Annotated in this window: 16 protein-coding genes; 11 read left to right on the forward strand and 5 right to left on the reverse strand. The window is 69.5% G+C overall.

Annotated elements, in window-relative coordinates; all coding sequences use genetic code 11:
- Positions 1-7: 7 nt before the first annotated feature.
- Positions 8-1,198 carry an NADP-dependent malic enzyme gene (locus ACIBEJ_RS42350; protein WP_397188606.1) on the reverse strand — a complete coding sequence of 397 codons (1,191 nt, stop codon included), beginning with the start codon at positions 1,196-1,198 and terminating at the stop codon, positions 8-10.
- Positions 1,199-1,472: 274 nt separating this feature from the next.
- Here ACIBEJ_RS42350 and ACIBEJ_RS42355 point away from each other — a divergent pair, with 274 nt between their 5' ends.
- The 4 genes from ACIBEJ_RS42355 to ACIBEJ_RS42370 are packed head-to-tail and all read left to right on the forward strand — an operon-like array spanning position 1,473 to position 4,697.
- On the forward strand, positions 1,473-2,321 hold the full coding sequence (locus tag ACIBEJ_RS42355) for an ABC transporter substrate-binding protein (protein ID WP_397188607.1): 849 nt from the start codon (positions 1,473-1,475) through the stop codon (positions 2,319-2,321).
- The gene (locus ACIBEJ_RS42360; RefSeq protein ID WP_397188608.1) at positions 2,321-3,130 is read left to right on the forward strand and encodes an amino acid ABC transporter permease; all 810 of its coding nucleotides are present in this window, start codon (positions 2,321-2,323) and stop codon (positions 3,128-3,130) included. The genes ACIBEJ_RS42355 and ACIBEJ_RS42360 overlap by 1 nt, the downstream gene beginning before the upstream one ends.
- Complete coding sequence (locus ACIBEJ_RS42365; RefSeq protein ID WP_397188609.1) at positions 3,127-3,876, forward strand: amino acid ABC transporter ATP-binding protein; 750 nt, start codon at positions 3,127-3,129, stop codon at positions 3,874-3,876. Before ACIBEJ_RS42360 ends, ACIBEJ_RS42365 begins: the two co-directional genes overlap by 4 nt.
- 47 nt (positions 3,877-3,923) lie before the next feature.
- On the forward strand, positions 3,924-4,697 hold the full coding sequence (locus ACIBEJ_RS42370; protein WP_397188610.1) for an ABC transporter substrate-binding protein: 774 nt from the start codon (positions 3,924-3,926) through the stop codon (positions 4,695-4,697).
- Here the strand turns inward: ACIBEJ_RS42370 and ACIBEJ_RS42375 are convergent.
- A complete protein-coding gene (locus tag ACIBEJ_RS42375; protein WP_397188656.1) occupies positions 4,646-5,038 on the reverse strand; it encodes a S24 family peptidase in 393 nt (130 codons plus the stop codon). The two genes, ACIBEJ_RS42370 and ACIBEJ_RS42375, sit on opposite strands and share 52 nt — an antisense overlap.
- 17 nt (positions 5,039-5,055) lie before the next feature.
- On the opposite strand from ACIBEJ_RS42375, the gene sodN reads away from it, so the two are divergent.
- The 3 genes from sodN (at position 5,056) to ACIBEJ_RS42390 (ending at position 6,824) form a co-directional block, all read left to right on the forward strand.
- Entirely contained in the window at positions 5,056-5,457 is a 402-nt protein-coding gene (gene sodN, locus ACIBEJ_RS42380; protein WP_397188611.1) for a superoxide dismutase, Ni, read from the forward strand.
- A 144-nt stretch (positions 5,458-5,601) separates the two neighbouring features.
- Positions 5,602-6,027 (forward strand): anti-sigma factor, encoded by a 426-nt coding sequence (locus tag ACIBEJ_RS42385; protein ID WP_397188612.1) that lies wholly within the window; start codon positions 5,602-5,604, stop codon positions 6,025-6,027.
- A gap of 17 nt (positions 6,028-6,044) precedes the next feature.
- Positions 6,045-6,824: an RNA polymerase sigma factor SigF gene (locus tag ACIBEJ_RS42390; RefSeq protein WP_397067867.1), complete on the forward strand. Its 780-nt coding sequence runs from the start codon at positions 6,045-6,047 to the stop codon at positions 6,822-6,824.
- On the opposite strand, the gene ACIBEJ_RS42395 is transcribed toward ACIBEJ_RS42390, so the two are convergent.
- The gene (locus ACIBEJ_RS42395; RefSeq protein WP_397188613.1) at positions 6,821-7,195 is read right to left on the reverse strand and encodes a hypothetical protein; all 375 of its coding nucleotides are present in this window, start codon (positions 7,193-7,195) and stop codon (positions 6,821-6,823) included. The genes ACIBEJ_RS42390 and ACIBEJ_RS42395 overlap by 4 nt on opposite strands.
- A gap of 387 nt (positions 7,196-7,582) precedes the next feature.
- On the opposite strand from ACIBEJ_RS42395, the gene ACIBEJ_RS42400 reads away from it, so the two are divergent.
- Entirely contained in the window at positions 7,583-8,524 is a 942-nt protein-coding gene (locus ACIBEJ_RS42400) for a diacylglycerol/lipid kinase family protein (RefSeq protein ID WP_397188614.1), read from the forward strand.
- Positions 8,525-8,797: 273 nt separating this feature from the next.
- The gene (locus ACIBEJ_RS42405; protein ID WP_397188615.1) at positions 8,798-9,046 is read left to right on the forward strand and encodes a WhiB family transcriptional regulator; all 249 of its coding nucleotides are present in this window, start codon (positions 8,798-8,800) and stop codon (positions 9,044-9,046) included.
- A 450-nt stretch (positions 9,047-9,496) separates the two neighbouring features.
- On the opposite strand, the gene ACIBEJ_RS42410 is transcribed toward ACIBEJ_RS42405, so the two are convergent.
- A complete protein-coding gene (locus tag ACIBEJ_RS42410) occupies positions 9,497-10,987 on the reverse strand; it encodes a histidine kinase N-terminal domain-containing protein (protein ID WP_397188616.1) in 1,491 nt (496 codons plus the stop codon).
- Positions 10,988-11,530: 543 nt separating this feature from the next.
- Between ACIBEJ_RS42410 and ACIBEJ_RS42415 the strand changes: the two genes are divergently transcribed.
- Positions 11,531-12,250, forward strand: a complete 720-nt coding sequence (locus ACIBEJ_RS42415) for a GntR family transcriptional regulator (RefSeq protein ID WP_184972473.1) — start codon at positions 11,531-11,533, stop codon at positions 12,248-12,250.
- A gap of 35 nt (positions 12,251-12,285) precedes the next feature.
- The gene (gene bioD / locus ACIBEJ_RS42420; RefSeq protein ID WP_397188617.1) at positions 12,286-13,002 is read left to right on the forward strand and encodes a dethiobiotin synthase; all 717 of its coding nucleotides are present in this window, start codon (positions 12,286-12,288) and stop codon (positions 13,000-13,002) included.
- A gap of 3 nt (positions 13,003-13,005) precedes the next feature.
- Here the strand turns inward: bioD and ACIBEJ_RS42425 are convergent, their stop codons facing one another.
- Positions 13,006-13,641: a hypothetical protein gene (locus ACIBEJ_RS42425; protein ID WP_397188618.1), complete on the reverse strand. Its 636-nt coding sequence runs from the start codon at positions 13,639-13,641 to the stop codon at positions 13,006-13,008.
- Between the last annotated feature and the right edge of the window lie 12 nt (positions 13,642-13,653).

The following is a 13,653-nucleotide window of genomic DNA, read 5'->3' on the forward strand; positions in this document are numbered from 1 at the left end:
ACGGGGTCTAGACGCGGGCGACGCCGTCGATCTGGGCCTGGGCGGCCACGGCGGCGGTCACCGCGGGGGCCACCCGGGCGTCGAACGGGCTCGGGATGATGTAGTCGGCGGTCAGGTCGTCGGCGACCACGTCGGCCAGGGCGTCGGCGGCGGCCACCTTCATGTTCTCGGTGATCGTGCGGGCCCGCACGTCGAGGGCGCCGCGGAAGACGCCGGGGAAGGCCAGCACGTTGTTGATCTGGTTGGGGTAGTCGGAGCGGCCGGTGGCCACGACGCTCGCGTGGCGGCGGGCGGCGGCCGGGTCGATCTCGGGGGTCGGGTTCGACAGCGCGAAGACGATCGCGTCGGGGGCCATGGAGGCGATGGCCTCCTCGGCGACGGTCGAGCCGGACAGGCCGATGAAGACGTCGGCGCCGGCCAGCGCCTGCTCGGTCGAGCCCGTGTGGCCGCCCTTGTTGGTGTCGCGGGTCAGCGCGGACTTGATCGGGTTGAGGTCGGTACGTCCGTTGTGGAGCAGGCCCTTGGAGTCGGCCACGGCGATGTCGCCGATGCCCGCCTCCAGCAGGATGCGGCTCACCGCGACGCCGGAGGCGCCCGCGCCGGCCACCACGGCGCGCAGGTCGGACAGGGAACGTCCGGTGAGGCGGGCGGCGTTCTTGAGCGCGGCCAGCGCCACGATCGCGGTGCCGTGCTGGTCGTCGTGGAAGACCGGGATGTCGAGCAGGTCGCGCAGCCGGTCCTCGACCTCGAAGCACCGGGGGGCGCTGATGTCCTCCAGGTTGATGCCGCCGAAGGAGGGCGCGAGCCGTACCACGGTCTCGACGAGCGCGTCGACGTCGGTGCAGTCGAGGCAGATGGGAACCGCGTCGACGCCCCCGAACTCCTTGAAGAGGAGTGCCTTGCCCTCCATGACGGGCATGGCGGCGGCGGGACCGATGTCGCCGAGCCCTAGCACAGCGGTGCCGTCGGAGACGACGGCGACCACATTCGAGACCCAGGTGTAATCGTTGACCAGCTCCGGGGAGTCGGCGATGGCCGAGCAGACGCGGGCCACTCCGGGGGTGTAGGCGAGGGAGAGGTCGTCCTTGTCGCGGACGGGGATGGTCGAGCGGACCTCGAGCTTGCCGCCGCGGTGCAGCGCGAAAGCCGGGTCCAGGTCGAAGGAATCAAGCGAGGTGGAAGCGGGCGTGACAGCCACAGAGACCCCTGTAGGTTCATCGGACGGAAGGACAGACGCCACAAGGAGGCCTGGCTTCGGTAGCTGCCAGGATCCCCTCGTCGATCGGTCGTCTCGTGAGGGGTACGGGGGTCACCCGTTTCATGATTGTGCCACATGGTGAGATAGATCAGGTGTCGGAGCTGACGCCGTTCTGTTGACGCATCGTTAAATCAGAACGCACGGACTGCTACTAACCGCCATCTAAACTTCACAAAACCTAACTTTCGTGGCATACCTCATGAGGAGGCCGAACATGGCCCTCTGGTCTTCGCGTCGCCGTGGCTACGCCGTAGGCACGCTCGCTATCACCGCCGCCCTGGCACTGTCCGCGTGCGGCGGCCAGCAGGCGGGCACCGACACCGCGCAGCCGTCCGGCACCGCCGCCGGCGGCGCCAAGCTGGTGAACGCCGGCAAGCTCACCACATGCACGAACATCCCGTACGAACCCTTCCAGTTCAAGGAAGGCGACAAGGTCGTCGGTTTCGACGTGGACATCGTCGACCTGGCCGCCAAGAAGCTGGGCGTGACCCAGGAGATCGTGGACATCGACTTCGCCCAGATCAAGAGCGGCGCGGCGATGGCTTCCGGCAAGTGCGACGTGGCCGCCGCCGGCATGACGATCACCGACGAGCGCAAGCAGAACATCGACTTCTCGGTGCCCTACTTCGACGCCACGCAGGCCCTGCTGGCCAAGAAGGGCACCGGAGCCACGTCCCTGGACGACGTCAAGGCCAAGGGCCTCAAGCTCGGCGCCCAGGCCAGCACCACGGGCCTCGACTACGTCAAGGGCAAGGGCTTCGACCCGGTCGAGTACGCCGACTCCTCCAAGGAGCTCCTCGCCCTGCAGTCGGGCCAGGCCGACGTGATCGTCCAGGACCTGCCCGTCGTCCTCACCTGGCTGAAGAAGCCGGACGTGGCCGCCAAGTTCGAGATGATCGCCAGCCTCGACACCGGCGAGCAGTACGGCATCGGCCTCAAGAAGAACGCCGACCCGGTCCTGCTCAAGGCCATCAACGACTCCATCGAAACCGCCAAGAAGGACGGAACCTACGAGCAGATCTTCGTGAAGTGGTTCGGCAAGAAGCCCGGTGAGCTGGGCTGATGAAGCCGTCCACGGTGGCTGAGCCGGGCCGTGCCCGGCTCAGCCCACGTAAGAAGCAGCGCATCATCCGGACCGTCCAGTACATCGTGCTCGCGGCCCTGCTCATCGGCCTGGGCTTCTACGCGGACTGGCCGAACCTGGCGCAGAACTTCGCCAAGCTCGACGTGGCGCAGAAGACGCTGCCCGAACTGTTCACGATCGCGCTGACCAACACGATCATCTACACCGTCGGCGGATTCATCCTCGCCTTCGTGTTCGGGCTGATCTTCGCGTTGATGCGCATGTCGCAGGTCGGCATCTACCGGTGGATCGCGACCATCTACATCGAGATCTTCCGCGGCCTGCCCGCCCTGCTCGTCTTCATCCTGATCACCTTCCTGCCGGCTGCCCTGCCCGGCTTCCAGATCCCCGGCGACGTCTACGGCCAGGGCATCCTCGGCCTCGGCGTGATCGGCGCCGCCTACCAGGCGGAGGTCTTCCGCGCCGGCCTCCAGGCCGTGCCTCCCGGTCAGACCGAGGCGGCCAGGTCGCTGGGCATGTCGGCCAGCAGGGCGCTGTTCACCGTGGTCATCCCCCAGGCCATCAGGATCGTCATCCCGCCCACGACCAACCAGTTCGTCTTCCTCCTCAAGGACTCCTCGCTGGTGCTGTTCCTGGGGGTGTCCAGTCAGTACGTCGAACTGGCCAAGTTCGGCAACGACCTGGCCTCGCAGTACTCCAACGCGACGCCCCTGATGGTCGCGGGCCTGACGTATCTTCTGGTCACGATCCCGCTCGGATACCTCGCACGCAGGCTGGAGAAGCGATGACGACGCCACACGCCATCGACGTCAGGGACCTGCACAAGAGCTTCGGCGACAACCACGTGCTCAAGGGCATCGACTTCACCGTCGACCCCGGCCAGGTCGTCTGCGTCATCGGCCCCTCGGGGTCCGGCAAGTCCACGCTGCTGCGCTGCGTGAACCTGCTGGAGCACCCGTCCAAGGGCAAGGTGTACGTGGAGGGCGTCGAGCTCACCGACCCCGACGTGGACATCGACGCCGTACGCCGCCGCATCGGCATGGTCTTCCAGCAGTTCAACCTGTTTCCGCACATGACGGCCCTGCAGAACGTCATGATCTCCCAGCAGCGGGTGCTCAAGCGCAGCAAGAAGGAAGCCGAGGTCATCGCCAGGGAGAACCTGGACAAGGTCGGCGTGGGCGCCAAGTGCGCCTCCTACCCGGCGCAGCTCTCCGGCGGCCAGCAGCAGCGCGTGGCCATCGCGAGGGCGCTGGCGATGAACCCCGACCTCATGCTCTTCGACGAGCCGACCAGCGCCCTCGACCCCGAACTCGTCGGCGACGTGCTCATGGTCATGCGCAAGCTGGCCGAGGAGGGCATGACGATGATGGTGGTCACCCACGAGATGGGCTTCGCCCGCGAGGTGGCCGACCGGGTCGTGTTCATGGACGGCGGCGTGATCGTCGAGGAGGGCACCCCCGCCCAGGTCATCGGCGACCCGCAGCACGAGCGGACCAGGGCGTTCCTGCGGCGCGTCCTGCACCCCGAGGGCTGATGAGCACCGCACGCGCCGCAACGCCTCATGCGGGCTCCCCCGCCCGTATGAGGCGTTGCGCAGGCCTCGCCCTGCTCGCGCTGGCGGCCTGCGGCACGCTCGCCGCCTGCGGAACCGAGCGCGTACGGCAGGCCGACCCCTCCGGCGCCCTCACCATGTGCACCAACACGCCCTACGAGCCGTTCGAGTTCGAGCAGGACGGCGTCATCGTGGGCTTCGACGTGGACCTGGTCAGCCTGGTGGCCCAGGAGCTGCGCAGGCCGCTCAAGGTCGTCAACGTGGACTTCGACGCCATCCAGAACGGCAGCGCGCTCGGCGACGGCACCTGCGAGGTGGCCGCGGCCGGCATCACGATCACCGAGCAGCGCAAGAGGAACCTCGCCTTCTCCACGCCCTACTTCGAGGCCTCCCAGGCCGTCCTGGTGCGCAGGGACAGCAAGCTGAAGAAGCTGAAGGGCGCCGGGGTGAAGGTCGGGGTCCAGACCGGCACCACGGGCGCCGACTACGCGCGCGACAAGGGCCTGGCCGTCGTCGAGTACGACGACTCGCTGCAGCAGCTCATCGGGCTCCAGGCCGGGCACGTGGACGCGCTGATCCAGGACCGGCCGGTGATCGCGCTCTGGCTGACCAAGCTCAAGCTCGGCAAGGAGCTCAAGCTGCTGGAGAGCCTGGAGACCGGCGAGAGGTACGGCATCGCCGTACGCAAGGGAGACGCCGGGCTGCTCCGCACCGTGGACAAGGTCCTGGAACGTGCCAGGAAGGACGGGACCTACGAGCGGTTGCGCGACAAGTGGCTCGGCAACCTGAGCAACGGCCAGTAGCGCAGCACCACGCGGCCCACGATGTCGCTGACCGGGCCGAAGTCCCAGCTGTCACGGCGGCCGGAGGCGCGCTGGTTGTCGCTCTCCAGCCACCAGCCCTCCTCGCCGTGCCACTGGGCCCGCTTGACGATGAGGCGCGCGGGGTCCCCGGGCAGGCGGGCGACGACCAGGTCTCCTGGGTGGACGGTGGCGCCCCGCCGTACCAGCAGCCAGTCGCCGGGACGCAGCGCAGGCCGCATGGAGTCCCCTTCGACACGCACTCTCATGTGCTGTGACCCCTTCATCCACGGGCGTTTCGGACCCGAGTAAGGTCGGTAACTGGACCCAAGCTGACTCAGCATCAAGGAAGGACTTTCTGATGCTCGCACGACTGCTACGACCCAAGCATGTCGCTTCCGCGCACTGCGACCTGCCCTGCGGCGTCTACGACCCCGCTCAGGCCCGGATCGAGGCGGAATCGGTCAAGGCGATCATGGAGAAGTACGCGGGCAACGAGGACCCGGTCTTCCGCTCGCGCGCCCTCACCATCAAGGAGGAGCGGGCCGAGCTGGTCAAGCACCACCTGTGGGTGCTGTGGACCGACTACTTCAAGCCGCCGCACCTGGAGCAGTACCCCCAGCTCCACCAGCTCTTCTGGGAGGCCACCAAGCTGGCCGGCGCGGCTGGCGGCAAGGGCACCGTAGACGTGTCCAAGGCGGACGACCTTCTCGGCAAGATCGACGAAATCTCCAAGATCTTCTGGGCCACTAAGGCCGCATAAATCGGAAAAAAGGGCTCTGTGTGGTACCAGCCACGCAGAGCCTTTTCGTTCGTTGGCGAGTCTGAATCCGCCAAGCACCTCTCCGGGGCGGTAAGTTGCAGTCAGCGTCGAAACCGTACGGGGTCGCTGACCCGAGGGAGGATCGTGACCGAGGAAACCGAGACGCGCGCTGAGGGCGTGGCGGGCATCCGCGACGTGGTGAGCATCAGGCTCCCCGCGGCGAGCGCCTACCTGTCCGTGCTGCGTACGGCAACCGCCGGGCTGGCCGCGCGGCTGGACTTCACGCTCGACGAGATCGAGGATCTGCGGATCGCCGTCGACGAGGCGTGCGCCATGCTGCTGACCGAGGCGGTGCCGGGCACCGACCTGACGGCCGAGTTCGAGCTGACCGGGCAGGAGATGCAGGTCAGCGTAGAGGTCGCGACCGTCGGCAATTCCGCGCCCAAGCGCGACGACTTCGCGTGGATGGTGCTGACCGCCCTGGCGGACGACGTGGACGCCGTAACCGACTCCCCCGACCGCATGTCGATCGTCCTGCGTAAGCGCCGAGGCGCGGCGAGGCCGGCGTGACGGAAAGGACTGGAGCCATGGCCACCAGCGAACACGCCGTGCCCGACAGGGTGCGCGCTCGCATGCTCTTCGCCGAGCTGGCCGAGCTGGGTCCCGATGAGCCGCGCCGGCAGCGCATCAGGGACGAGCTGGTCGAGCTTCACCTTCCCCTTGTCGAGTACCTGGCCCGCCGCTTCCGCAATCGCGGCGAGTGGCTGGACGACCTCACCCAGGTCGCCACCATCGGCCTGATCAAGTCCATCGACCGCTTCGACCTCGCCAGGGGCGTGGAGTTCTCCACCTACGCTACGCCGACGATCGTCGGGGAGATCAAGCGCCACTTCCGCGACAAGGGCTGGGCGGTGCGCGTACCACGCCGCCTGCAGGAGCTGAAGCTGTCGCTGACGAAGGCGATAAGCGAGCTGTCGCAGCGCGAGGGCCGCGCGCCGACCGTGGCCGAACTGGCCGCCTACCTCAAGATGACCGAGGAAGAGGTCCTGGAGGGCCTGGAGTCGGCCAACGCCTACTCGACCGTCTCGCTCGACGCTCCCGACTCCGGTGACGACGACGCGCCCGCCGTGTCCGACTCGCTCGGCATCGTGGACGAGTCGCTCGAAGGCGTCGAGTACCGCGAGTCGCTCAAGCCGCTGCTCGAACGGCTGCCGCCGCGCGAGAAGCGCATCCTGCTGCTGCGGTTCTTCGGGAACATGACGCAGTCGCAGATCGCCACCGAGCTCGGGATCTCGCAGATGCACGTCTCGCGTCTGCTGGCCCGCACGCTCGCCCAGCTACGCGAGGGACTGACCGCCGAGGACTAACGGTCCTCGCCGTAGAGCGCCTTCGTGGTGGGGGGCGCCAGCAGCACGCCCAGGCCGACCAGGGCGACCGCCATGAGCGGGAAGCCCAGGGCCGGACGGTCCGCCTGGATCAGCGTGACGGCCACCGGGATCACGAAGATCTGGGTGAGCACGCTCGGCGCCCTCCCCCACCGCTCGGCCTTGAGCAGGCCGCCCCAGGCGACCCACAGCAGGCCGGCGCCGACCAGCAGCCCGAACCCGGCCTCCGCCACGGCGCTGGTCATGCTCTCCGGCCTGCCCACGACGGCCTCAACGGCGACGTAGATCCCCAGGCCGAGCGCCACCAAACCCTCCAGCGCCACCACCGCCGCCGCCACCCACAACGTCCTCACGCCCAATACTCTATTCGTCCCCTGCCCCCGGCTTTCCCGCCGTCTCGCTCTCTCTCCCCGGCCTTCCCGCCGTTCCGGTCTAGTGGCCCCCCATCCGTTACGGCGAAGCCAAGCTGCCCCCACCCGCCGCCGCCGGTGACCGCCGATCGTGGGGGTCGCTTCTCACGTCGGACGTGGTACCCGCCGCAACGGCCCACCTTGACCGGCCACCGTGCCCGGGTCGGCCACCTGCCGAAGGCGCCGAAGCCCACCGCCCGACGTCCCGCCGTCTCGGCGCCCGGACAGACCCCACGAAAGTGTCCGGGGAGGGTGGGTTGATGGGTAGGTGAGGTTTTTGGGTGGGTGTGGGGGTGAGTGGGACGATCGGGGAGCGGTTACCTTGGAGGCATGCGTGCGATGTTGCTGGTCAACCCCAAGGCGACCACCACCAACTCGCGGACCCGCGACGTCCTCATCCGCGCCCTCGGCGCCGCCGTCGATCTGACCGTCGAGGAGACCGGCTACCGAGGGCACGCGGCGGCGCTGGCCGCGAAGGCGACGGCCAAGGGGTTCGACACGGTGGCCGTGCTCGGTGGCGACGGGACCGTCAACGAGACCGTGAACGGGCTGCTCAACACCGCCGCCACCACCGCGACCGAGCGGCCCGCGCTCATCGTCATCCCCGGCGGGAGCGCCAACGTCTTCGCCCGCGCGCTCGGCCTGCCCAACGACCCGGTCGAGGCCACGGGCGCGGTGCTGGAGGCGCTGCGGGACGACCGGCGCAGGATCGTCAGCTTGGGGCATGCGAGGTGGGAGGACGAGAGCAGGTATTTCACCTTCTGCTCCGGCATGGGCTATGACGCCGAGGTGATCAGGGCGGTCGAGGGGCTGCGCGGGACCGGCAGGAAAGCCACGCCCGCCCGCTACGTGAACACCGCGCTGCGCCACTACGTCGCCACCGACAAGCGCACCCCGGCCATGACGCTCACCGGGCCCGGCATCCCGACCGCGCACGGGATCTTCATGGCGATCATCTCAAACACCTCGCCCTGGACCTACGTGGGCACGCGCGCGGTCACCCCGACCCCGTGGGCGAGCTTCGAGACCGGGCTGGACCTGCTCGGGCTGCAACGCCTGGGGCTCCCGACCATGCTGCCACTGATCCGGCAGATCCTCACGGAGAGTGATCGCCTTCCGTCCGGCCGCCACCTCGTGCAGCTCCACGACGAGGCCGAGTTCACGCTGACCGCCGAACGCCCCGTGGCCTTTCAGCTCGACGGCGACTACCTCGGCGAGCGCGAATCCATCACATTCCGGGCTACACCGAACGCGTTACAAGTTCTGGTCTAGATGGTTACATTCGGTCATTGTGTGACGCATCCGACATCCATCTCCGCCAAAACTTCCCACCAACCCCCTTGCGTGCACTCTGCGTGGCTGAAAAGCTCGTGAATGACATCGGAACGTAGGACCTTTAATCAGCCCCTTAGAGGTCTGCCGATGTTCAGCGGGCATCCCCGGGTCCACAGGATTCGGGAAAGGTTCGCGCGAGTTAGTGAATCTCTTCACAAAGTACTAGCCGCACGGAGTCAACCACCGGCTCCATCCACTAAGGAGTGACGCATGGACTGGCGCCACCGAGCTGCCTGCCGTGACGTGGACCCTGAGCTGTTCTTCCCGATCGGCAACACCGGCCCCGCTCTCATGCAGATCGAGGAGGCCAAGCAGGTCTGTCGTTCCTGCTCGGCCGTTGAGAAGTGCCTGCAGTGGGCGCTGGAGTCGGGTCAGGACGCCGGCGTGTGGGGTGGCCTGAGCGAGGACGAGCGCCGCGCCCTCAAGCGCCGCCGCGCCCGCGCCCGCGCCGCCCTCTGACGCCGCCCCTCCGTCAAGATCATAAGGTACGGCACAGCCGGCCTGACCCCACCCGCCGACCCCGGCGGGCGCCGATCGTGGGGATCGCTTCTCACGTCGGACGTGGCACCCGCCGTCACGGCGCATCCTTGGCCGCCCAAGTGGTCCAACCCCTTGGACGCCCAAGAGCGCGCCGTGGCGGCGTCCGCATGTCACCGCCGCGACACCCCCGCCCGGACCCGCCCGCGGCATGGACGACACTCCCTGCCCAGGACCCGACCACGCCTGCCCGGCGACAGGCCACGCGGGTCCGGAAAGGGGCCACGCGGGTCCCGGTAACAGGCCACGCGGGTCCCTGGAACAGGCGGCTTCGCATCCAGGACCTGCCCGGAAGGCGGCCACACGTCCCCAGGACCGCCCGGAAGTGGCCACGGATCGGCCCCTGCCCAGCGGAGGGCGGTGCCGTACCCTCTACCCGCGCGACGCGTCGGGTGGGGCGGTGGGGAGGGGGATGGACAGGGAGACCTCCGTGCCGCCGCCGTCGCGGGGGGCGATGGCGAGTTTGCCGGACAGTTCCCCCACCACCAGCGTGCGGACGATCTGCAGGCCGAGGCTGGTCGCGTTCTCCAGGTCGAAGTCCTCGGGCAGGCCCAGGCCGTCGTCCCAGACGAGGATGTTCAGGCGGTCGGGCTCGGCCTTGACCACGACCTGAAGGCGCTTGGGACGGCCGTGCTGCAGGGCGTTCTGGAGGAGTTCGGTCAGCGCCATGGCCAGCGGCGTGGCGATCAGCGACGGCAGGATGCCGAACGCGCCCACCCGGCGCGGCGTGACGGCGGCCTCGGGGGCCGAGACCTCGCCGGCCATGGCGATCACCCGGTCGGCGATGTCGTCGAAGTCCACGAACTCCTCGGGCGCGTGGGAGAGCGTCTCGTGCACGATCGCGATCGAGCCCACGCGGCGCACCGCCTCCTCCAGCGCCTCCCTGCCCTCGGGCACGCGCAGCCGCCTGGCCTGGAGGCGGAGGAGGGCCGCGACGGTCTGCAGGTTGTTCTTGACGCGGTGGTGGATCTCGCGGATCGTGGCGTCCTTGGTCATCAGCTCGCGTTCGCGGCGGCGCAGCTCGGTGACGTCGCGGATGAGGACCAGCGCTCCGATGCGGCCGCCGCCCACGATGAGCGGGATCGCCCTGAGCTGCACGATCGTGCCGCCCGACTCCACCTCGGTCTCCTTGGCCGCGCGCCCGCTGGCCACGATCATGAGGTCCTCGTTGATGGGCTCGTCGGAGTAGCAGAGCTGCGCGGTCACCCGGCCCAGCTCGGCGCCCACGAGGTCGGCGTGCAGGCCCAGGCGGCGGTAGGCGGACAGGGCGTTCGGAGAGGCGTAGGTGACGCGGCCGGCGCGGTCGAGCCGGAGCAGGCCGTCGCCGACGCGCGGCGAGCGCACCAGGATCGGCTCCTCCCCCGAGAAGGGGAACCGGCCCTCGGCGACCATCTGGGCCAGGTCGGAGGCGCTCTGGAGGTAGGTGAGCTCGAGGCGGGAGGGGGTGCGGGCCGACGACAGGTTCGTGGAGCGCTGGATGACGCCGATGAAGCGTCCTGAGCCGTCGGGGAGCGTGCGGCGTACCGGGATGGTCTCCTCGCGGACCGGGACGCCCGTCGACCAGTCGGGGTCGCCCTCACGGCAGATGCGGCGCTCGTTCCAGGCGGTGTCGATCAGGTGGCGCTCGCCGCGGCCGACGACGCTGCCGACGATGTCGTCGTGGTAGACGGTGGGGCCGGTGGTGGGGCGCATCTGCGCGATAGCGATCCAGCCCCGCTCCTCCAGCAGCGGCGTCCAGAGGATGAGGTCGGCGAAGGAGAGGTCGGCCAGCAACTGCCAGTCGGAGACCAGCGAGTGCAGCCAGTCGAGATCAGCCTCGTCAAGGGCGGTGTGGCGGACGACGAGGTCGCTGAGAGTCGGCACGAGTGCATCATGCGTGCTCACCACCCCAACAGCCAAACCGGAGGCGGAAGGGGCAGGACTGTGCGGTCAAATGGGTTTTTTTCGGGAATCTCACATTGTGAGAACCAACACACCGTCCCAAATGTGCGGTTCCCCGGCCCGCGACCCGGAGGTGAGGAACACATTGATCGGGTCAGTGACGCCGTCCGCTCCGGACACGGCTCCAGGCCGGGCCCGCGTGAGCACCGCACGCCCGGTGGTGGATATCCTTCTCAGTCAGCCTGAGCTGCCAGTACGCGCGCGTGCCCGGGCGGGTGAGCCGGCCGTCCTGGCCCGCGAGCCCGGCCAGGGACCCGGCATGCCGGCAGGAGCTGTCGTGCCGGACGTCCGATGGGCGGCGGAGACCACGCCTGCGACCGGTGCCACCTGTGCTGAGCACGGATGGCACCGGTCGCCGGCACGACGCTCTTGCCTGCGGTTGACCGCTCGGGCCAATCTGAGTTCCGATGATCTCGCGGTGATCAGACACGCCCTCACCGCCGTGGCAGAAGTGAAGGTGAGAGCGTGACTGAGGACCCCCCTCGCGTACCTAAGTACTACGACGTCAAACGGAGCCTGCTCGAACTGACCAAGAGCCTGCCGCCGGGCACAGCGCTGCCGCCCGAGCGGACGCTGGCCGTACGCTTCGAGACCTCGCGCACGACCGTGCGGCAGGCGCTCACCGAGCTCGTGGTGGAGGGCAGGCTGCTGCGCATCCAGGGCAAGGGCACGTTCGTCGCCCAGCCCAAGGTGGCGCAGGTGCTCCAGCTCACCTCCTACATCGGCGACCTGCGCACCGCCGGCCTCGAACCGGACACCAAGATCCTCGAAATCGGCTACATCACCGCCGACGAGCCGCTCGCCCGCCGCCTGGCCATCAACCCGGGCGGGCGCGTGCTGCGCATCCACCGGCTGCGCCTGGCCAACGGCGAGCCCGTCTCCATCGACACCACCCACCTGTCGGCCCGCCGCTTCCCCAGGCTGCGCAGGGAGCTGGAGGTGCACTCGTCGCTGTACGAGACGCTGCACAACGCCTACAACGTGCGGCTGACGGACGCCGAGGAGATCATCGAGACCGTTCTCGCCACGCCGTACGACGCCAAGGCCCTCGGCGTGGACGTCGGCCTGCCGATGCTCCTGCTCACCCGCCACGCCTTCGACGCCGACGGCAACCCGGTCGAGTGGGCGCAGTCCCTCTACCGCGGCGACCGGTACAAGTTCGTCACCCGCCTGCGCCGGCCGTAGCCAGGGCACGGCGGGCCGGTCGCTATCGTGGGCCCATGAGTGTCGTGGTAGTCACGGGGACCGACACCGGAGTGGGCAAGACGGTCGTCACCGCCGCGGTCGCCGCCCTGGCCAGGCGGCGGGGCGCGAGCGTGGCGGTGGTCAAACCCGCCCAGACCGGCGTACGGCCCGGCGAGCCCGCCGACCTGGACGAGGTGATCAGGCTCTCCGGGGTCACCACCACCTTCGAGTTCGCCCGCTACCCCGCGCCGCTCTCGCCCGCGGCGGCGGCCCGCGCGAGCGGCCTGCCGCCGGTGTCGCTGCCCGAGGTGGCGGCGCGGGTGCTGGAGCTGGCCGAGTCCCACCAGCTCGTCCTGGTCGAGGGCGTGGGCGGGCTGCTGGTGCGCTTCGACGAGGACGGCACCACGCTCGCCGACCTGGCCCGGCTGCTGACCGCGCAGGTGCTGGTCGTGGCGAGCCCGGGGCTCGGGACGCTCAACCACACCGCGCTGACGCTGGAGGCGCTCGCGCACCGCGGCCTCGACCTGGCCGGGCTGGTGATCGGGTCGTGGCCGGACGAGCCGGGACTGGCCGACCGCCTGAACGTGGCCGACCTGGAGATGCTGGCCGCCCGCCCGCTGGCCGGCGCGCTTCCCGCGAACGCCGCCGGCCATCCCGACTTCGCCGCGCTGGCCCATTCCGGGCTCGGTCCCGTCCTGGGCGGCGGCTTCGACCCCGCGCGCTTCCGCGAGACGTTCAGGCCCGCGCGGTGAGCGTCAGGCCCGGTGGCAGCGGGCCCGCGGCAGCGCGCACACCCGGGCGGCCATCGTGCCGGCCTGCTTCACCAGCGCCCTGAAGTCCTTGACCGGCAGCCCGCGCGCGGAGCCGCCGGCCTCCATGTAGATGAGGACGGCCGCGGCCCCGCGGACCGCGACGAAGCGCACGGCGCCCTCGAAGTCGCTGTGGAGCGCCCTGATGCCCTCGTCGCCGACGTCGAGCGGACGGCTGGTGTAGGTGGTCCTCAGGTACTCCTCGCCGCCGCTGACGGCGCAGCGCCTGAGGTCGGCGCGCAGGTCCTTCATGACCGCCTTGGCCGCCTTCACGTCGCGGTAGAGGGCCACCTGCTCGCCCCAGGACTCGACCTCGACCGACTTGACGATCGTCCTGGAGGCGATCCTGCCCCGGTCGGTCGCCTTCTTGCCGGACCAGTAGCGGTGCTCGCACGGGTCGAGCAGCAAGCCCGTCGTCCGCCGGTTGTCGACCTTCCATCGCTCGTCGGGCTTGTGCGGTCCCGCTGCGGCCTTCTCCGTCAGCAGGAAGCCCTTCGGCAGCACGGGCGAGGCGGCCTGCGCGGGCACGCCCCACGCCAGCGCCGCGGTCGCCGCCGCGAGCACGATCCCTGTCTTCACCATCGGTTTCCTCCC

The sequence above is a fragment of the Nonomuraea sp. NPDC050790 genome (genome assembly GCF_044456745.1).
Classification (GTDB): Bacteria; Actinomycetota; Actinomycetes; order Streptosporangiales; family Streptosporangiaceae; genus Nonomuraea.